The organism is Lichenihabitans sp. Uapishka_5, from assembly GCF_033947565.1.
GTDB lineage: Bacteria > Pseudomonadota > Alphaproteobacteria > Rhizobiales > Beijerinckiaceae > Lichenihabitans.
Window position 1 is genome coordinate 1 of record NZ_JARPVX010000076.1, and the last position, 19,612, is coordinate 19,612.

Sequence of the window (19,612 nt, forward strand, 5' to 3'; positions counted from 1 at the left end):
GCCCAGGCGCTCGCGGCGCCGACGCGGGCCGCGCATGACACGGCGGCGGCGCTGACCCGTACGGTGCTGACCGACCCGGGTCTGCGGGAGTGCGGCTATGGGGCTTGGGCGGGACGCCCGATGGCCAAGGTCGCGGCCGCCGAGCCTGAGCTTTTCGCGCGGTGGTTGAGCGACCCTGCGGCGGCGCCTCCGGGCGGCGAACCGCTGTCCGGCCTGCTGGAGCGGGCGCAGCACTGGCTCGCGGACCGCATCGGCACGCCTGCGACGACGCTGGCCGTGGTGCCCCCCGCCCTGCTGCGGGCCCTCGTGGTGGTGGCACTCGAGCTGCCCGCGGCACGCTTCTGGCGGCTCGACGCGGCGCCCCTCGGGGTCAGCCGGCTGACGGTGCAGAACGGACGCTGGCGCCTCGCCGGCTTCAACGCGACGCTCTAGGCCCGCTTGCGCCGACGCTCTGGCCTGCACGAAGGCCGGCTGGCCTCGGGGTCGTCGAGGCCTTACACAGGCGCGAAGCCGAGCCGTCCCGCACCATGGCACGGCCGCATGGGGCCGCGGGTCGGCGAAGAGGATGTTTCGATGCATTTCGCCAGCGACAATTCCTCCGGCGCGAGCCCGCGCATCCTCGACGCGGTGGTGCGGGCCAATGCGGAGGTGCTGCCCTCCTATGGGGCGGACCCCCATACGGCGGAAGCCAAGCGGCGCATCGCCGAGGCCTTCGGGGCGGAGCCGGCCGTCACCCTGGTGGCAACCGGCACGGCCGCCAATGCACTGGCGCTGTCGGCCGTAGTGCCGCCCGGCGGTGCCGTGTTCTGCCATGCCTATGCGCATATTCTCGACGAGGAATGCGCGGCGCCGGAATTCTACACCAATGGCGGCAAGCTGGTCGGCGTGCCGGGCCGCGACGGCAAGATCGACCCCGACGCGCTTCGGGCGACGTTGCGGCGGTTTCCGGCCGGCGTGGCGCGGCAGGCCCAGGGCGCCTGCCTGAGCCTGTCGCAAGCGACCGAATCCGGCACGCTGTACAGCCCCGCCGAAATCCATCAGCTGGCCACGATCGCTCATGAAGCCGGGCTGCTGGTCCACATGGACGGGGCGCGCTTCGCCAATGCGGTGGCGGCGCTCGGCTGCGCGCCAGCCGACATCAGCCACGCGGCCGGCGTCGACATCCTGTCGCTCGGGGCCAGCAAGAACGGCGCGATGATCTGCGAAGCCATTCTGGTGTTCGACCCGGCCCGGGCCGCGACGCTGCCGTTCCGCCAGAAGCGCGGCGGCCACGTCGTGTCCAAGGGCCGGTTCCTCGGCGCCCAGATGGCGGCCTATCTGGCGGACCACCACTGGCTCGACCTCGCCCGGCACGCCAATACGATGGCGGATCGTCTGGCGACCGGCCTCGCAGCCGTGCCGGGGGTGCGCATGCCATGGGGCCGCGCCATCAACGAGGTGTTCCCCATCATGCCGGCCGGCATGGTGGAAGGTTTGCGGGCCGCGGGCGCCTCCTTCTACGACTGGGACCCCGCGACGCTGCCTGTCGCCATGCAGCCCGGGGCGTCGGACCTGTTCGTCCGCCTGTTGTGCAGCTTCGCGACAACACCCGACGAGGTGGACCATTTTCTCGAACAGGTCCGGGCGCTCGCCTGAACGATGGTGCGCCGCACCGGGGCGACGCACCACGAGGCCGCAACAGTGCCGCATTGCCGGCGCAGCCTGCGGCACGCATCGAAACCTTGAAGGCAGGGCCGACGACGTGACTTTGACGCAACGCATCAAGGCGGGATGGCCACGGCGCGGCTTGTGGCTCGGTGGCGCCATGGCGCTCGGCCTTGTCGCGAGCACGCCGGCTTGGGCGCAGTTCAGCTTGTTCGGGTCGCGCGAGGCCTCGCCCGAGGACGTGTCGGACACCATCGCCGAGCACGGGTTCCGCCTTATGGGGCCGCTATACCGCAACGGCCGGGTGTATCTGGCCGATGTGCTGGATCGCCGGCAGCGGCGCGAGCGGCTGGTGATCTCGGCCGAAAGTGGCGAGATCGTGCAAAGGTTCTTCGTCGATGTCGGGCCGGAACGGCAGGCACCGATGCCGCGGGCCGCGCCGCGCGACGAATCGTTCTTCTCGCATCTGACGCGCGGCTGGGACGACAGCCCGCCGCCGCGTCCGCCCGCGGGGCTCAGCGGTTCCGACGACATGCCGCCCGTGACGCCGCTGGCGCCTCGTCCGGTCCGGCCGCAACCAAGGGTGGTGACCCGCACGGAAACCGGCCCGGTGCCGGTCACCGCCTCACCGCTGCCGCCGCCGAACGCGACCCCGAGCGCCCCGGCAACAGCGTCGAACGGCAATCCCGAGGTGGTCGCCGTTCCATCGCGGCGCCCGGATGCGGCGAGCGTGGTGGCGGTGCCGCCATCAAGCGTGCGCGCCACCTCCGTGGCAACCGATCCGTTGCGCATCCCCGGAGCCCGCAAGCCCGAGGAGGCCAAGGCCGCTCCGGTGACCACGGCGGTAAAGACGGTCGATCCCGCGCCCACAACGGCAGCGGCCCCTCCCACAACCAAGCCGAAGCCAGCGGATGTGCCGGTGGCGCCGCTCGACTAGCAGCCTCAGCTATAGCGAAGGCGGCGGCAAACATGGGAAAGGGTGCCTCGCGGCACCCTTGTTTTCATCAGGCCCGATGACCGATCAGGCGGCAGCCTTCGGGACCTCAACGACTTTAAGGCCCTGAGCACCGATCGGGATCTGCCGCGGCTTGGCGGCTTCCGGGATCTCGCGCACCAGGGCTACATGCAGAAGGCCATGTTCGAGGTGCGCACCCGTGACCTGCACGTGGTCGGCGAGTTGGAAGCGCCGTTCGAACGCGCGGGCCGCGATGCCCTGATAAAGCACCTCGGTCTTACCCGAGGACCCTTCCACCGGAGCCTTGGCGCCCCGGATCACCAGGGTATTCTCGCGGGTTTCGATCGACAGGTCGGTTTCCGCAAAGCCTGCGACCGCGACGGAAATCCGGTAGGCCGTCTCACCCGTCCGCTCGATATTATAGGGCGGATAGGATTGCGACGTCCCTTCGACGCCGGACATCTGGTCGATCAACGTAAACAGGCGATCGAAGCCGACGGTGGACCGATAAAGGGGAGACAAATCGTACTGACGCATGGACATATCCTTTTGAAGCGACATGCACTGCTGCCCGAAGGCAGCATCCGAGTTGCGCGTCCATTGTGGCCCGCGCAGATCAGACATGGGGATCGTTTCAAAGGGCCGCAAGGCCAGGTTTGAGCCGGTCGAAACGGGGTTGAGCCCCGCCTCGACCGCGCTGACAGATGTCAGCCGACATATTTCTTGAAGAACGGCAAAGTGCGGCTGAGCGCCTGATCGGCACTCGCCTTGTCGTAGCTGCCGCGCGCGTCGCAGTTGAAACCATGACCCGCCGGATAGTCGTAGACCGGCACATCCGGCAATGCCGCCCGGATCGCCGCGACGCTCGTCATGGGAATGTGGTCGTCGTGCTGGCCGAAGTGCAGCATCACGGGCACGCGCGGCTTCTTGTCCAGCATGGAGGCGATGCCGCCGCCATAATAGCCGACCGCGGCCGCGACACCGTCGAGTTGGCAGGCCGCCGCATAGGCCAGCGTTCCACCCCAGCAATATCCGACGATGCCCACCTTGCCGGCCGATGCCGCCAGCGCGACCGCGGCCGCCACATCCTTCAGCGTATCGGCCGGCACGGTCTGCTTCTGGGTCGCGATGCCGGTCGTCATGCCGTCCTGGTCATAGCCGAGTTCGAGCCCTGGCGTAACGCGGTCGAACAGGGCTGGCGCGATCGCCAGATAGCCCTGCTCAGCATAGCGGTCGGCGACGCTGCGGATATGCGGGTTGACGCCGAAAATCTCCTGCAGAACCACGATACCGCCGCGCGGCGTGCCGGTGGGCTCGGCCCGGTAGGCCTGGATGCTGACGCCGTCGCTGGCGGTGAGGGCGATGGTTGTTCCCATAACGATTTTGGTCCTGGAGTAAGGGGTCGGGTCAGCCGGCCTTGTGCGAGGCGGCGGTCTGGCCGAACAGCATCTTCTTCTCGGCCTCGGACATCTCCTTCGGCCGGTTGATGGCTTCGCCCGCCCGGTAGGCCGCAACCGTGCCGGGCCGTTCCCGGATCGCTTCGAACCAGCGCTTCAGCTGCGGGAAATCCTCGAGCGTCTGGCCCTGGCGCTCATGAGGCACGATCCAGGGATAGGCCGCCATGTCGGCGATGGAATAATCGCCGCCGAGATAGGCGCCGGTCTTGGCCAACCGGCGGTCCAGCACGCCGTAAAGGCGGTTCGTTTCATTGACGTAGCGGGTGATCGCATAGGGGATCTTTTCGGGCGCGTAGGCCGAGAAATGGTGGTTCTGGCCCGCCATCGGGCCGAGGCCGCCCATCTGCCAGAACAGCCATTCCATTACCACGGTGCGACCGCGCAGATCCGTGGGCAGGAAACGGCCCGCCTTTTCGGCCAGGTACACCAGGATGGCACCCGACTCGAACACCGACACGGGATCGCCGCCGCCGGCGGGATCATGGTCGACGATGGCCGGCATACGATTGTTGGGCGCGATCTCCAGGAAGTCGGGCTTGAACTGGTCCCCGGTCCCGATGTTGACCGGCACGATGCGGTACGGGAGTCCGGTCTCCTCCAAGAACATCGTGATCTTGTGGCCGTTCGGGGTGGGCCAATAATGGAGGTCGATCATTACGTCCCTCTTTCGGTATGCGTGGGTGCCGGCCACGGATCGTGTCGGCGCGCCGGCGCAGGTTTAACCCAGACCTTACGTGCGGGCCAGCCAGCGCGCACGCGTGAAAAAGGCGGCCTGAAGGCCGCCTCACGATGGTCAACGCGATTGAAGGGCGCTCAGGCGGCCGCTTCGACGCCCTCGGCCTCGCCTTCGTCCTCGTCGGCTTCCTCGGTCTTGGCGGTCCGGCGCGGGCCCTTCAGCAACTGGGTCTCGATCAGCTTCAGCGATTCCGCGTCGGTCACCTTTTCGACCGCGGCGATCTCGCGGGCCATGCGGTCGAGCGCGGCCTCGTAGAGCTGCCGCTCGGAATACGACTGCTCGGGCTGGGCTTCGGACCGGTACAGGTCACGCACCACCTCGGCGACGGCGATGAAGTCGCCCGAATTGATCTTGGCCTCGTATTCCTGGGCCCGGCGCGACCACATGGTCCGCTTGACGCGCGCCCGGCCCATCAGGGTGTCGAGCCCCCGCTTCAGCACGTCAGGCTCGCTCAGCTTGCGCAGGCCGACGCTGGCGGCCTTCGGGAGCGGAACCTTCAGCTTCATCTTGTCCTTGGCAAAGGAGATGACGAACAGCTCGAGCTTGAAGCCCGCGACGGTCTCCTCCTCCACGGCAACGATCTGGCCCACGCCATGGGCCGGATAGACGACAAAATCGAGGGACTTGAAGCCGGTCTTCGACACGGCCTTGGCGATCGGCGGCTTGCCGGCAGGCAGGCGCTCATTGCCGGGCCGCGGCGGGGACACCCGGGTCATTGCTGCCTTATCCGACATTCGAATCTCCTATCGGGCGTTGCAACGCCCGTTCCTTAAGCCGGCCCCGGAGGAGGCCAGCGGAAACGTGAAAACGAACACGCCGCCGGACGGCTGGACAGCGACGCGTGATATGGGGCATTACGGATTCAGAGCGGGGCGACGACGAATCGGCCCTGCCGCACCTGACCCTGCTGAGACCGCACATTCGAGGCGGCCTGTGTGATGATGACGCGGCGAAAGCTGATGTGCACGCGTGGGGCCTGTTCCGCTTCATGCAGACTGGCGACAGCCGGTCTTGGTCCGTCGCCTTCGTCATAAAGGCGGCCTAGGGGTGTTTCACGGCGTTTGCCGTGTGCTGTGTCTAACACAACACACGACGAAAATCAAACGTGTCGTGGAACAAGTCCACATCCCAGAAGGACTTAATGGCTCGTTAAGGCTCGTCTTGCGACGTGATCACAAAGGTGTGGTCGGCCTCGGTCCAGATAAGGCCGAGGTCGTATCGGCTCCCCTCGTGGTATTCCACCTTGCCGGCCCGATAGGTGTCGCCGCGCTGGATCGAGGCCCGCAGATATTCATCCGCGTCGGTGCTCATCGCCGCCACCACGGTATGGGATCTGGCCGAATCCCAACCGAAAGCCGTCGCCAGGGCCGCCTCCTCGAACTGCGAGAAATTGGCGCGCGTCGCCGCCTCGAACGGCGTCTCGATCCGCACCTCGAGGCGGCGGAACACATCGCCCTTGCATTTGAGCGTGCCGTCCACATCGGCACTGGTCGACAGGATGTGGACGTCGATGCCGTCCTCGCCACCGAACAGATCACGGGTGATGGTCAGGGGCCGTTCGAAGCTGACCCGGAAGGCCGGCAAAGCCTTCGGATAATCGGCCATAAAGCTCGCGCAGGTCGGCCCTGGCCGCGGCGCCGCAACGGCCGGAGCCGCCAAGCCCAAGGCGATCAATCCCAACAACGGCATGGCGAGCGTACGCACAGATCCCCCGATGCAGACCCTGAGTGGCGGCGCTCCGTCGACGCGGGGCCGCTGCGTTTGTTCCTACGCCGCGAGGGGAGGATCCGATACGCCGGACCCTTGAAATACCCGCACCGTGGTTTCGCTGCCGCGTCGCCCGCTCAGCCGTCCATCTTCAAAGCGGCGATGAAGGCTTCCTGCGGGATCTCGACCTTGCCGAACTGCCGCATCTTCTTCTTGCCGGCTTTCTGCTTCTCGAGCAGCTTGCGCTTGCGGGTCACGTCGCCGCCATAGCACTTGGCGGTCACGTCCTTGCGCAGCGCCCGGATCGTTTCGCGGGCGATGATCTTGCCGCCGATCGCGGCCTGGACCGGGATCTGGAACATGTGCTGCGGGATCAACTCGCGCAGCTTTTCCACCATGGCACGGCCGCGCATCTCGGCCCTGTCGCGGTGAACCAGCATCGACAAGGCGTCGACCGGCTCGGCGTTGACCAGGATCGACATCTTGACGAGGTCGCCGGCCCGATAGTCGGTGATGTTGTAGTCGAACGAGGCATAGCCCTTCGAGATCGACTTCAGACGGTCGTAGAAGTCGAACACCACTTCGTTCAGCGGCAGGTCGTAGGTCACCATGGCGCGCTTGCCGACGTAGTTCAGATCGATCTGCATCCCGCGCCGCTCCTGGCAAAGCTTCAGGATGCTGCCGAGATAATCGTCGGGCGTCAGGATGGTGGCGCGAATCCAGGGCTCAAGGATTTCCTCGATGCCCATCACGTCCGGCATGTCGGCCGGATTGTGCAGGTCGATCTCGGACCCGTCCCGCATCTTGATGCGGTAGACCACCGAGGGCGCCGTGGCGATGAGGTCGAGGTTGAACTCGCGCTCGAGCCGCTCCTGGATGATCTCGAGGTGCAACAGCCCGAGGAAGCCGCAGCGGAACCCGAAGCCGAGCGCGGCGGAGGATTCCATCTCGAAGGAAAAGCTCGCGTCGTTGAGGCGCAGGCGCCCCATCGAGGCGCGCAACTCGTCGAACTCGGCCGCATCGACGGGGAACAGGCCGCAGAACACCACCGGCTGGGCCGGCTTGAAGCCCGTCAGGGCCGTCGCGGTGGGCTTGCGCTCGTCCGTGATGGTGTCGCCGACCCGGGTGTCGGCCACCTCCTTGATCTGCGCCGTGATGAAGCCGACCTCGCCGGGGCCGAGCTTCGGCAGATCCTGCATCTTGGGCTTGAAGACGCCGATGCGGTCCACCTCATAGGTGGCGCCGGCGCCCATCATGCGGATGCGCGAGCCCTTCTTCATGCTGCCGTCGATGACCCGCACCAGCACCACGACGCCGAGATAAGCGTCGTACCAGCTATCGACCAGCAGCGCCTTCAAGGGCGCGGCCTCATCGCCCTTGGGCGGCGGCAACCGGGTGACGATCGCCTCGAGCACACCTTCGATGTTCAGGCCGGTCTTGGCCGAGATCTCCACCGCATCCGAGGCGTCGAGGCCGATCACGTCCTCGATCTGCTGCTTGATGCGATCGGGTTCGGCGGCCGGCAGGTCGATCTTGTTCAGCACCGGCACGATCTCGTGACCGGCATCGAGCGCGTGGTAAACGTTGGCGAGGGTCTGTGCCTCGACGCCCTGGCTGGCATCGACCACCAGCAGCGAGCCCTCGCAGGCCGCGAGCGACCGCGACACCTCATAGGCGAAATCGACGTGGCCGGGAGTGTCCATCAGGTTGAGGACGTAATCCTTGCCGTCCTTGGCCCGATAATCGAGCCGCACCGTCTGTGCCTTGATGGTGATGCCGCGCTCACGCTCGATGTCCATCGAGTCGAGCACCTGCTCGACCATCTCGCGCGCCGCGAGTGTTCCGGTGTGCTGGATCAGCCGGTCCGCGAGCGTCGACTTGCCGTGGTCGATGTGGGCGACGATCGAGAAATTGCGGATGTTGTCAAACGTATGCGTCGTCATGGGCGGCCCATAGCAGTCGCCATGGTTAAAACCAAGGGAATGATGGGCTGGAGGTCCATCGCGCCCGACCGCCGCAGGCCGTCACGATCCCGACACAAAGCCGAAACTTTGCATCGACTTTACCGTTGTTTCGGCAAGCTGGGCGGCGCCGTGAACCGCGTGAGCCGAGCCGAAAAAAGGCGGGGGAGACACAATGGCCAAGCGGGCGATCAGCTACATGCTGGACGGCGATACGTTTGTGGGACGCTACCGCGTTTCAGACCACGATCACGTTCCATCCGTATCGGTGCAATTCGAGACGATGGCCCTCGCGGCGCGGCTCGAGAACCGCACGGAAGAGGTGCTGGCCAAAGCCCTTTTGGGCGAACTGGTGCGCGCCAAGGTCGCGGCGGAACGCCAGCCGGATGGCTTCGCCGCCTGATCGGCGCGCGACGTTAGTGCGCCGACGCGACCTGGGGCGCTTGCGCTTCCGGGGTCGAAGCGAGCGCCACCGCCAGATCGTCGGCGCTACGGCCCGCAAGGCTCGCCAGGGCGCGATCATCGAAAGCCGCCCAGGGGTCGGTACTGACGGCCGGCAGCGTCAGAGTATCGGATACGCGTTCCATCCGCCGCTGTGCGGCATCGAACACGTCATACACATAGGCGACATCGGTGCCGTGCTCGCCCGGGGCGGCGCTCAGGTAGCCCCGCACGAGGTAGCGTGCCGCCTGCGGCTCCACCAGGGTGATGTCGCGCTCGGCGGCGGCCTTGTCGAAAACCGCCTTGAAGCGCGCTGCCGTGTCACCCGGGCCCGCATCGAGGCTCGCCAGCGCCACCGTGGCGGGGCGCGGGCTCTTCAAGGTTCCGCGGGCGATCGCCTGTCGCACATCGCCTCGGCTCACCGCCACATCCGGGATGTTGTCGACGCATCCTGCAAGGCCGGCCGCGAGCACGAGGGCCATGGGCCCGACAACGTGACGACGCAAACCTGAACCCTCCCCTGCGACGGTGCGAGGCCGTCGATCGTTAAGGAAGGCCTAACGCGATTTCACCACGAGGTCCAGGTTGGCGGCATTCAGCGGCTCGGCGCCTGTGGATGTCACGAGCGACGTGCGGCCAAGGCACATGGCCGTTCCGGTCTCCGAATCCATCAGGATCATGTGGGCGAAGAACACCTGGTTCTCGGCGATCACGAACGGGTTGCGGGCATAAAACATCGGCGGGTCCATCCAGGACGGCGTGAACTTCGCCCCGAGGGAATAGCCGCATGCGTTGAGGCGGTGCTGGCCGAGGTCATGCTGATCGAAGATCCGCGCATGGGCGGCATAAACGTCGCCCGCCGTGCGTCCGGGGCGGAACGCCGCTTCGCAGGCGGCCAGCGCCGCCCGGGCAGCCGCATGGTAGCGCAAGTGGAGGGGTCGCGGCTCTCCCACCACCAGCGTCCGCATGATGGCCGCATGATAGTGCCGGTAGGCGCCTGCGAATTCGAGCGTCAGTTGATCGTTCGGGTCGAGGCGACGTCGGCCGGACTTGTAACGGCACAACAGCGCGTCGGCGCCCGAGCCGATGATGAATTCGTTGCCGGGATAGTCGCCGCCACCGCCGAAGATGGCGGCGTGCTGCGCCGCCAGGATGTCGCCTTCGTCGGCACCGGGCGCCGTCGCGGCCTGGGCCGCGGCATCGGCGGCGTCCGACAAGCGCGCCGCCTCGCGCACGAAGGCGATTTCGGCCGCCGATTTGGTGACCCGCAGGCCGGGCACGAGGCGGGACGCGTCCTGCAGGGCGCAAGAGCCGTCGAGCGCGGCGGCGAGACGCAGGCCATTCGCATAGGTGAGACCGTAGGAATCGTATTCGACCCCGAGGCGCGCCCCGGCGACGCCGAGGTCGTCCAGCATGCGCCGCAGGTCCACGGCCGGGTCGGCTTCGGCCGCGTCGGTCCAGACCCGGATATCGGCGATGAGGGACGTGTGCTGCGCCTGCCGAAGGTCGGCCGAGCGGGTCAGCAGCGCCATGCGCCCGTCCGCCCCGACATACAGACACTGAAAAAAGCAGAACCCGAAGGTGTCGTAGCCCGTCAGCCAGTAGTGGCTTTCCTGGGCGAACAGCAGCAGCCCGTCGAGGTTCGCCGACGCCATACCGGCCTGCAGAGCGGCGAGGCGTGCGGCATAGTCCGCGCGTTCGAAATGCAGTGCCATGCCGCTTCCCAAGGTTCCGTGGTGAGCCCCCCGTGTGGCACAGGCTGGCACCATGGCTCAACGGGGGATGTGGGGCGTTCAACCCTTGCGCGGCGGGCCGGCGCTCGGTGGCGTGCCCGCCGTCGGGGCACCGCCCAGGGTCGCGCGGACGTCGAGCTCGGAATCGATCTCGGCCCCGAGGATCATCACAAGGGCGCCGAACCAGAACCACAACAACAGAATGATGACGGCGCCCAGCGACCCGTAGGTGGCATCGTAGGAGCCGAAATGCCGAACATAGAAGGAGAACAGGATCGAACCGGACAGCCACAACACGGTGGCGATCCCCGAGCCCCAGGTGATCCACCGCCAGCGTGGATGACTGCGATAGGGCGCATAGCGGTAAAGAACCGCGAAACCGAACACCACCACAGACGCCAGCAACGGCCAGCGGCCATATTCGAGCAGCGCCTGCAGGGTTTCACCAAGGTAGAACAAGGCCAGCAAGGCCGGCACGACCGCGATCGAAAAGATCGCCACCGCCACGAAGGCCAGCACACCGATCGTGAGGCCGAGCGACACCAGCGTCTGCACAACGTAGGACCGCTTGTCGACCTCCTCATAGGCGATATTGAGCCCCGTCATGATGGCCGCCATGGCGGCGCGGGCGCTCCACAGCGCGATGGCGAGGCTGGTCGCCAGGGCGATCGAGACGTGCGAATTGGCGCTGCTCTTGATGAAGCCCTGCAGGCTGTCGTTGAGCAGCTTCATCGCTTCAGGGGGCAGCAGGCCCGCGAAGGGCGCGATCTGCCGCCCGACCTCGGACGGGTCGCCGACAAGCCCGTAAACCGACACCAATGCGGCCAGCCCCGGAAACACCGAGGACAGGAGGTAGAAGGCGATGCCGGCCGCCGTCAGCGTGGCATTGTCACGGCTGAAGCGGTCGATGATGCTCCGGACAATGCCGAACAGCCCCGGCTTGTGGGCCACCGGCGCCGCCACGAGCCCACCCGCCGTCGGCAGCGCGGTCGGGGAACTCGGCTGCGCAGGCGGAGGCAGGATCGGAATGTCATCCACCCCATCCGGTTTGGCCGGCACGGGGGCCGGCTTGAACCGGCCCAGGCTCGACATGACGGCCGATGCCACGATCAGCGACACGAAGCCCATCCTGTTCTTCGATTTCCGCGTGTCCGCACCAACCGTCATGGCAAAAGTCCCGCCGCCAGGAAGATGCCAGATACGTGATCTTCGTTGCCGCGACCAGCCTCAAAACCGCCACAGGACGGCCTCGATGCCGGCAGGGCGGCTCAGCCGCCGATCTCCTCCCGCAGCATCTCGAGCTCCAGCCACTCGTCCTCGGCGGCCGCGAGGTCGGTGCCGGCCTTGGCCATCAGGTCGCTGGCCTTGGCGAAGCGCTCGGGATCGCGGCTGTAGAGCGTCGGGTCGTTTAGCACGACCTGCGCCTTGGCCATGCTGGCCCGCAGCGCCTCCATGCGGGTCGGCAACGTATCGAGGGCGCGTTTCTGGTTGAAGTTGAGCTTGCGGTTACGGCCGACCGCGGCCGGCGGCGCCGCCTTCGGCTCGGCAGTACCGGGCACTTCGGAAGCCGTGCGCCCCGCTGACGCCTCGCGGTCCACCGTGCGGGCCTCGACCCCGATACCGCGCTGGGCCACCATGTCGCTGTAGCCGCCGGCATATTCGGTCCAGACGCCGCCGCCCTCGGCCGTGATGACGGCCGTGACGGTGCGGTCGAGGAAGTCGCGGTCGTGGCTCACCACCAGCACGGTGCCGGGATAATCGGCCACCATCTCCTGCAACAGGTCGAGCGTTTCGAGATCGAGGTCGTTGGTGGGCTCGTCGAGCACCAGAAGGTTCGACGGCAGCGCCAGGGCGCGGGCCAGCGTGAGGCGACCGCGTTCGCCGCCCGACAGGCGCTCGACGGGGGTGCGGGCCTGTTCGGGGCCGAACAGGAAGTCTTTCATGTAGCCGATGACGTGCTTCGGCACCCCGTTGATGATGACGTTATCGCTGCCGCCGCCCGTCAGCGCATCGGCCAGCGTGGTCGAAGGCGAAAGGCTTGTGCGGCCCTGGTCGAGGCTCGCGAGCTCCAGGTTGGCGCCGAGCTTGACGGTGCCCTGGTCGGGCTCGAGCACGCCCGTCAACAGCTTCAGCAGCGTCGACTTGCCGGCGCCGTTGGCTCCCACGACGCCGATGCGGTCGCGGCGCAGCACGCGGGTCGAAAAATCCTTGACGATCGGCCGGGCGCCGAACCCCTTCGACACCCCGTCGGCCTCGATCACCATCTTGCCCGAAGTGCGGCCTTCCGAAACGCTGAGCTTCACCTGGCCCACGGCCTTGACGGCTTCGCGGCGTTCGTCCTTGAGGTCGTGCAGGGCACCGAGGCGCCGCACGTTGCGCTTGCGCCGCGCCGTGACGCCGTAGCGCAGCCAATCTTCTTCGCGGGCGATCTGGCGCTCGAGCTTGTGGCGGTCGCGCTCTTCTTCCTCGAGCACCTGGTCGCGCCAGGCCTCGAATTCCGAAAAACCGCGGTCGAGCCGGCGGGTGCGGCCGCGATCGAGCCACACGGTGGCGCGCGACAGGTTCGACAGGAAGCGGCGGTCATGGCTGATGATGACCAGGGCCGAACGCAGCTTGCCGAGCGCCGACTCGAGCCATTCGATGGCCGGCAGGTCGAGATGGTTGGTGGGCTCGTCGAGCAGCAGGATGTCGGGTTGCGGCGCCATCACGCGCGCCAGCGCGGCACGGCGCGCCTCGCCGCCCGACAGCGAGGCCGTGTTCTCTTCGCCGGTCAGGCCAAGCTCGTTCAGCATCACCAGCGCCTGATAGCTGTCGTCGAGCGGCCCGAGGCCCGCCTCCACATAGCTGAGGGTGGTCGGGTAGCCGCTGAGGTCGGGTTCCTGCGGCAACACCCGGATGTTGGCGTCGGGCTGCATGAAGCGCGCGCCGCCATCCTGTTCGAGCTCGCCGGCCGCGACCTTGAGCAGCGTCGATTTGCCGGAACCGTTGCGGCCCACGAGGCACAAGCGTTCGCCGCGCCCGACGCTGAGGTCGGCGCCATCGAGCAGCGGCTTGTTGCCGAGCGTCAGGCGGATGTTCTGAAGCGTAAGGAGCGGGGGAGCGGCCATGGCCCGCGGTATCGGCCATGGGGCGCCGGGGCGCAAGGGTCGCGGGACGCCCGGGCAAGGGAAGCCCCTGACGGCGGGGCCTCGAACCCGCCGCATGGACGCCGCACCCCTGCCTTTCACAGCCGGCGCCCTATGCTAAGACGACAGGTGAGACACAATGGCGCGAAACGAGGTGCACCCATGACCGGTTCGACGAATGGCGCGGCCCTGACGGCGTTGCAGAAGGAACTCGACGGCCAGACGCCGGTGTCGATCCGCGAGGCTTTCGTCAACGACCCCGAGCGCTTCGGGCGCTTCCATGTGAAGCTCGACGACCTTGTGTTCGACTTCTCCAAGCACCGCCTCGATGCGGCGCTGTTGGCCAAGCTCGTGCAACTGGCGAAAGACAGCGGCGTCGAAGCCAAGCGCGACGCGATGTTCGCGGGCGAGCCCTTCAACTCGACCGAAGGGCGGGCCGCCCTGCATACGGCGCTGCGCAACTTTTCGGGCCAGCCGATCATGGCGGACGGCGCCGATGTGATGCCCGAGGTGACGGCCACCCGGGCCAAGGTGGCGGCCTTCGCCAGCGGTATCCGGGACGGCTCGATCGCCGGCGCCACCGGCAAGGCCATCACCGATGTGGTCAATATCGGCATCGGCGGCTCGGACCTCGGCCCCGCCATGGCCGCAAAGGCGCTCACGCCGTATTCCAGCCCACGGCTGCGTACCCATTTTGTGTCGAACGTCGATGGCGCCGACATCGGCGACACCGTGAAGGGCCTCGACCCGGCCACGACGCTGTTCATCGTGTCGTCGAAGACGTTTACGACGCTCGAGACGATGACCAACGCGCAATCGGCCCGCGACTGGATCGTCAAGGGCCTCGGCGAAGACGCCGTGAAACACCATTTCGCCGCCGTCTCGACCAAGCTCGACTTGGTGCGGAAGTTCGGCATCGAGGAAGACCGGGTGTTCGGCTTCAAGGATTGGGTCGGCGGCCGGTATTCGATCTGGTCGTCGATCGGTTTGGCGCTCGTCATCGCCATCGGGCCGGCCCAGTTCGAGCAGTTTTTGCGCGGCGGCTTCGAGATCGACCAGCACTTCCGGACGGCCCCGATCGAGGCCAACATCCCGATGCTGATGGGCCTCATCGGCGTGCTGTACCGGGACATCCAGGGCATCTCGACCCAGGCCGTGATCCCCTACGACCAGCGGCTGGCGCGGTTCCCCGCTTATCTGCAGCAGCTCGACATGGAGTCGAACGGCAAGAGCGTGCACCGCGACGGCTCGCCCGTAACGGCTGAGACCGGCCCGATCGTCTGGGGCGAACCCGGCACCAACGGCCAGCACGCCTTCTTCCAGCTGATCCACCAGGGCACCGAGCCGGTGCCGGTCGACTTTTTGGTGGCGGCCGAGCCGACCGAGGCCGACCCGCACCACCACGACCTGCTGCTGGCCAATTGCTTTGCCCAAAGCCAGGCGCTGATGCAGGGCCGCAGCCTCGACGAGGTGTCGGCACAGCTGACCAAGGGCGGCATGCCGGCCGACGAGGTGCGGCGCCTGGCGCCCCACAAGGTGTTCTCAGGCGACCGGCCGTCCTCCACCTTCCTGTACCGCAAGCTCGACCCGCGCACGCTCGGCAGGCTGATCGCCTGCTACGAGCACCGCGTCTTCACCATGGCGGCCATCTGGGACACCAACCCGTTCGACCAATGGGGCGTCGAACTCGGCAAGGAGCTGGCCTCGAAGCTGGTGCCGATCGTCAGCGACCCCCGCGCTTCGACCGAAGGGCTCGACAGTTCGACGGCCGGCCTCGTGGCGCATCGCAGGGCCCTGGCGCGTTAGGAGGACGGCCCAGGTTCTGCCGTCGAGGCTTGCCAAGACGGACGCCTTGCGCTCCCCATGCGGTACGCTGCCGCATGGGAGATTCGCGATGCCACGATTGTCGACTTTGACCCTTCTGGCCGCGGCCCTCCTGGGCGCAAGCGCGGTGACGGCCCGGGCGGCCGACACCCGCTACGTCGTCATGGACAATGACTTCGCCGGCCCCGGCGGCACCGACATGCAGGCGGTGCTGCCGCTGCTGGCGGCCCCCGACACCGCGGTGCTGGGCCTGACCGTAGTGACGGGCGACGGCTGGGAGAATGAGGAATCGGCGCATCTCAGGCGCCTGCTCGAGATCGCCGGCCGCACGGACGTCCCCGTAGCCGATGGCGCCGCCTACCCGCTGATCAACAGCGTCGCCCGCATGAAGCTGTGGGAGCAGGCCTATGGCACGATTCCCTGGAAGGGCGCCTGGGGGGCGCTCGGCTCCATCGACAAGGCGTCGCCGACGCAGCCGCCCGTGCCGGCCCTGGCCGAAGGCGAACCGCAGCTGAAGCCGACGGGCGAAACCGCGGCGGCGCTGTTGATCCGCGCCGTGCACGCCCATCCCCACCAAGTGACCGTGATCGCGGCCGGACCGTTGACCAATCTGGCCCTGGCGATCCGCATGGATCCGGGGTTCGCGGCCGACGCCAAGCAGCTGGTCTTCATGGGCGCCTTGATCGACACCAACATGATGGCCGTCACCGACAATGCCGATTATGCGTCGGACTTCAATTTCATCTTCGATCCCGAGGCCGCCCACATCACCTTGACGGCGCCCTGGCCCAAGATCACCGCCATCGGCAACGTGTCGAACGGCGTCGTGATGACCCGGGCCCTGATGGACCGCATCGCCACTGCCAAGACGCCGCTCACCGACTATCTGTCGAAGAACTTCATCGAGCTGCCGCTTTGGGACGAGATGGCGGGCGCGGTGGCGCTCGACCCGACGCTCATCACGAAATCCGTCGAAGCCCTGATGGACGTCGACCTCATGCCCGGCATGAATTACGGGCACGCCCATATCTGGAAGGCCGAACTCGCCCCGAAGGGCATGGATTTGCGGCCCGTGACGGTGGTGCAGGACATCGACGCGCCGCGCTTCGTCGATAACTTCGTCAAGGCCGCGCAGGGCGTTGGCGCGAAACCCTGACGGCGTGCGGTCAGGCGCGGGCCAGTGCCACGCCCTTGACCTGGGCATGAACTGCCTGGCCCACCGCAAGCCCCAGCGCCTGCCAGGAGCGCCGCGTCACGCGGGCGAGGAGGCGCGGCCCGTCCTGGCCGAGCGACAGCACCACCAGCACGGCATGGTCCTCTGCCGGGGTGCCGGACACGATCACCACCGGCAGGATGTTGAGGATGGTGCTGCCGGCCGGCGCTACTCGGGCCAAGCTGACGTCCCCGGCCGCGATCCGGACCCGGTGGCGGCTGCCGGGCAACAAAGGCGGACTTGGCACCAGGAGGCGGTGCGCTCCCACCCGCAGCGTGGCGAGCCCGTCCTCGGGATCGTGGTCTTCGGCCATGGCGTCGAGCGTCACGGCGGCGTCGCGGCCCCGGGCATAATCGCAGGTAGGGTCGCTCTGCAGCGTCGCGAGGGGCCCGACAGCTTCGACGCGGCCCGCCCGCAGCAGCACCAGGGTATCGGCCAGCCGCTCGACCTCGGTGCGGTCATGTGTGACGTAGAGTATCGGCACGGCCAAGCGCGCCTGCAGCCGCTCCAGGAACGGCAGGATCTCGTCGCGGGTCGGCCGGTCGAGCGCCGACAACGGCTCGTCCATCAACAACAGGCGCGGACCCGACAACAGCGCCCGGCCGATGGCGACGCGCTGGCGCTCGCCGCCCGACAAATGTTGCGGGCCGCGGTCGAGCAGCCGCTCGAGGCCGAGCAGATCGACGGCCTCGTCGAACCGCAGGGCCTCGGTGCCGGCAGGTGCCGCGCCGCGGGCGCCGAACAGGAGGTTGCGCCGCACCGACAAATGCGGGAACAAGCTCGCTTCCTGGAACACGTAGCCGATCGGGCGTCGGTGCGGTGGCCGGAAACGCGCCCCGTCCTGCCACGAATCGCCCGCCACGGCGCAGTTGCCCACCGGGAAGCGATGCAGCCCCGCCACGGCACGCAGCAGGGTGGTCTTGCCGCAGCCCGAGGGGCCGAACAGCGCCGTCACGCCACGCCCCGGCAGCGTGAGGTCGACGTCGAGCGTGAAAGCACCGAGCCGGCCCCGGAAGGCGGCCCGGATGGGGTCGGGCCCGCTCACGTCCCGATCCGCGCGACGCGCTTCTCGATCACCGCCATGGCCAGCAGCACCACGAAGGCAAAGGCCGCCATGCCGCCGGCGAGCCAGCTCGCCTCGCCCCAGCGCATGGTCTCGACGTAATCGTAGATCGTCACCGACAACACCTTGGTCTCGCCCGGGATGCCGCCGCCGATCATCAACACGATGCCGAACTCGCCCACCGTATGGGCGAAGCCGAGCACGGCCGCGGTGAGGAAGCCCGGCCGGGCGAGCGGCACCGCCACGCTCCAGAAGGCCCGGACCGGCGAAGCCCGCAGCGTCGCCGCCACTTCGAGCGGCCGGGTTCCCATGGCGGCAAAGCTGTTGCGGATGGGCTGCACCACGAAGGGCAGCGAATAGATCACCGAGCCGATCACCAGGCCCGTGAACGTGAAGGCGAGCGTCCGCCGCCCGGTCAGGACCGCCAGCGGGCCGCCGAGCCCGGAAGGGCCGAGCGCCACCAGCAGGTAGAAGCCCAGCACGGTGGGGGGCAGCACCAGCGGCATCGCCACCACGGTGGCGACCGCCTCCTTCCACCAGGCCCGCGAATGCGCCAGCCACCAGGCCAATGGCGTGCCGACGACAAGCAGCACGAGGGTGCTGATCGTCGCCAGTTCGACCGTCAGCCGGATCGCCGAAAGGATCTCGGGGTCGACCACGCGTCAGGACGAAAAGGCGTAGCCGTACCGCTCGATGATCGCATGGGCTTCGGGGCCCTTCAGGAATTGCAGGAACCCGACCGCGGCCGGGTTGTTGGCGCCCTTCTTCAACAGCACGGCGTCCTGGCGGATCGGCTTGTACAAATCCTGCGGCACGAGCCAGCGCGAGCCGCCGGTCTTGCCGCTGAGTTGCGACAGCGCCACGAAGCCGAGCTCGGCATTGCCGCTGTCGACGAACTGGAACGCCTGGCTGATGTTGGCGCCGACCACGAGCTTCGGCTTCAGCGCGTCGTCGAGCTTGAGCTTGCGCATCGTCTCGACCGCGGCCTCGCCATAGGGCGCGGCCGTCGGGTTGCAGATCGCCAGCTTGTCGAACTTGCCCGCCGCCAAGGTGGCCTCGCCCTGCACGAGGTCGGGCACCTTGCTCCACAACACCAGCTTGCCGACCGCATAGGTGAAGGGGCTGCCGGCCTCGCCGAGCCCGTCGGCCACCGCCTTGCGGGGCCGCTCGTCATCGGCCGACAACAGGATCTCGTAGGGGGCGTCCTGGGTGATCTGGGTATAAAGCTGTCCCGTGGCGCCGAAGCTCAGCACGGCATCGTCGCCGGTCTTCGCCTTGAAGGCGGCCGCGATCTCCTTGGCGGCTTCGGTGAAGTTCGCCGCCACGGCGACGGTGGTCTGCGCCGCAAGGGCAGGCTGGCTGGCCAACCCCGCCAGCGCCAGGAGGGCGGCGAGGAAACGGGTTTTCAACGGCATGGAGGCTCTCGGAGGTCGCGGGCGGGCGTCGGGAGCGAAGCACCGCGCGCTCGGGGCGACCCTCATGGGCCCGGTACGCGGCAATCGATCCCGAACAAAGCAGGCACGCAGGCATATCCCGGTCCCCCCAAGACCGTTCACGAAGTTGGGGCTCGATGCAACCGCTTTGCGGGCAGCCCCGGCCTACTGGACCTTGCGGATGCCATTGGCCTGCATGGGCGCCGGCTTCGACCCATTGGGCTTACCCGAGGCGGTGTTGGGCCGCAGTCCGCTTGCCGTCCCCGAGCCGGCCGGACCGCCGCCGACGCCACCCGCCGGGCTGGCGCCCGTGCCGGTTC

General features: G+C 67.7%; 19 protein-coding genes. 6 read left to right on the top strand and 13 right to left on the bottom strand.

Annotated features, from left to right (window positions below; all coding sequences use genetic code 11):
* From P7D22_RS18535 to P7D22_RS18545, 3 genes are all read left to right on the top strand, one after another.
* A partial coding sequence (locus tag P7D22_RS18535) for a histidine phosphatase family protein (protein WP_319935738.1) occupies positions 1-432 on the top strand: 432 nt, incomplete at its 5' end.
* Between the two features lie 141 nt (positions 433-573).
* A complete protein-coding gene (locus P7D22_RS18540) occupies positions 574-1,635 on the top strand; it encodes a threonine aldolase family protein (protein WP_319935739.1) in 1,062 nt (353 codons plus the stop codon).
* 112 nt (positions 1,636-1,747) lie between these two features.
* A complete protein-coding gene (locus P7D22_RS18545; protein ID WP_319935740.1) occupies positions 1,748-2,581 on the top strand; it encodes a hypothetical protein in 834 nt (277 codons plus the stop codon).
* Positions 2,582-2,665: 84 nt separating this feature from the next.
* On the opposite strand, the gene P7D22_RS18550 is transcribed toward P7D22_RS18545, so the two are convergent.
* From P7D22_RS18550 to lepA, 6 genes are all read right to left on the bottom strand, one after another.
* Entirely contained in the window at positions 2,666-3,136 is a 471-nt protein-coding gene (locus P7D22_RS18550; protein WP_319935741.1) for an Hsp20 family protein, read from the bottom strand.
* Positions 3,137-3,306: 170 nt separating this feature from the next.
* Positions 3,307-3,975 (bottom strand): dienelactone hydrolase family protein, encoded by a 669-nt coding sequence (locus P7D22_RS18555; RefSeq protein ID WP_319935742.1) that lies wholly within the window; start codon positions 3,973-3,975, stop codon positions 3,307-3,309.
* Positions 3,976-4,006: 31 nt separating this feature from the next.
* Complete coding sequence (locus P7D22_RS18560) at positions 4,007-4,711, bottom strand: glutathione S-transferase N-terminal domain-containing protein (RefSeq protein WP_319935743.1); 705 nt, start codon at positions 4,709-4,711, stop codon at positions 4,007-4,009.
* Positions 4,712-4,869: 158 nt separating this feature from the next.
* Complete coding sequence (locus P7D22_RS18565; RefSeq protein WP_319935744.1) at positions 4,870-5,508, bottom strand: CarD family transcriptional regulator; 639 nt, start codon at positions 5,506-5,508, stop codon at positions 4,870-4,872.
* A 433-nt stretch (positions 5,509-5,941) separates the two neighbouring features.
* Complete coding sequence (locus P7D22_RS18570; protein WP_319935745.1) at positions 5,942-6,397, bottom strand: hypothetical protein; 456 nt, start codon at positions 6,395-6,397, stop codon at positions 5,942-5,944.
* Between the two features lie 239 nt (positions 6,398-6,636).
* Positions 6,637-8,442 (bottom strand): translation elongation factor 4, encoded by a 1,806-nt coding sequence (gene lepA / locus P7D22_RS18575; RefSeq protein WP_319935746.1) that lies wholly within the window; start codon positions 8,440-8,442, stop codon positions 6,637-6,639.
* A 193-nt stretch (positions 8,443-8,635) separates the two neighbouring features.
* Between lepA and P7D22_RS18580 the strand changes: the two genes are divergently transcribed.
* The gene (locus tag P7D22_RS18580; RefSeq protein WP_319935747.1) at positions 8,636-8,863 is read left to right on the top strand and encodes a hypothetical protein; all 228 of its coding nucleotides are present in this window, start codon (positions 8,636-8,638) and stop codon (positions 8,861-8,863) included.
* A 13-nt stretch (positions 8,864-8,876) separates the two neighbouring features.
* On the opposite strand, the gene P7D22_RS18585 is transcribed toward P7D22_RS18580, so the two are convergent.
* From P7D22_RS18585 to P7D22_RS18600, 4 genes are all read right to left on the bottom strand, one after another.
* Positions 8,877-9,383 (bottom strand): hypothetical protein, encoded by a 507-nt coding sequence (locus tag P7D22_RS18585; RefSeq protein ID WP_319935748.1) that lies wholly within the window; start codon positions 9,381-9,383, stop codon positions 8,877-8,879.
* Between the two features lie 75 nt (positions 9,384-9,458).
* Positions 9,459-10,616, bottom strand: coding sequence for a M24 family metallopeptidase (locus tag P7D22_RS18590; RefSeq protein ID WP_319935749.1), 1,158 nt, complete (start codon positions 10,614-10,616; stop codon positions 9,459-9,461).
* 78 nt (positions 10,617-10,694) lie between these two features.
* A complete protein-coding gene (locus P7D22_RS18595) occupies positions 10,695-11,801 on the bottom strand; it encodes a YihY/virulence factor BrkB family protein (protein WP_319935750.1) in 1,107 nt (368 codons plus the stop codon).
* A gap of 101 nt (positions 11,802-11,902) precedes the next feature.
* Positions 11,903-13,741 (bottom strand): ABC-F family ATP-binding cassette domain-containing protein, encoded by a 1,839-nt coding sequence (locus P7D22_RS18600; protein ID WP_319935751.1) that lies wholly within the window; start codon positions 13,739-13,741, stop codon positions 11,903-11,905.
* Positions 13,742-13,921: 180 nt separating this feature from the next.
* On the opposite strand from P7D22_RS18600, the gene pgi reads away from it, so the two are divergent.
* Together pgi and P7D22_RS18610 are read left to right on the top strand one after the other, a co-directional pair.
* On the top strand, positions 13,922-15,565 hold the full coding sequence (gene pgi, locus P7D22_RS18605) for a glucose-6-phosphate isomerase (RefSeq protein ID WP_319935752.1): 1,644 nt from the start codon (positions 13,922-13,924) through the stop codon (positions 15,563-15,565).
* An 88-nt stretch (positions 15,566-15,653) separates the two neighbouring features.
* A complete protein-coding gene (locus P7D22_RS18610; protein WP_319935753.1) occupies positions 15,654-16,739 on the top strand; it encodes a nucleoside hydrolase in 1,086 nt (361 codons plus the stop codon).
* Between the two features lie 10 nt (positions 16,740-16,749).
* On the opposite strand, the gene modC is transcribed toward P7D22_RS18610, so the two are convergent.
* From modC to modA, 3 genes are read right to left on the bottom strand one after another with little or no spacing between them, the layout of a single operon-like run.
* Entirely contained in the window at positions 16,750-17,841 is a 1,092-nt protein-coding gene (gene modC, locus P7D22_RS18615) for a molybdenum ABC transporter ATP-binding protein (RefSeq protein ID WP_319935754.1), read from the bottom strand.
* On the bottom strand, positions 17,838-18,518 hold the full coding sequence (gene modB / locus P7D22_RS18620) for a molybdate ABC transporter permease subunit (protein ID WP_319935755.1): 681 nt from the start codon (positions 18,516-18,518) through the stop codon (positions 17,838-17,840). Before modB ends, modC begins: the two co-directional genes overlap by 4 nt.
* Positions 18,519-18,521: 3 nt before the next feature.
* The gene (gene modA, locus P7D22_RS18625; RefSeq protein WP_319935756.1) at positions 18,522-19,274 is read right to left on the bottom strand and encodes a molybdate ABC transporter substrate-binding protein; all 753 of its coding nucleotides are present in this window, start codon (positions 19,272-19,274) and stop codon (positions 18,522-18,524) included.
* Between the last annotated feature and the right edge of the window lie 338 nt (positions 19,275-19,612).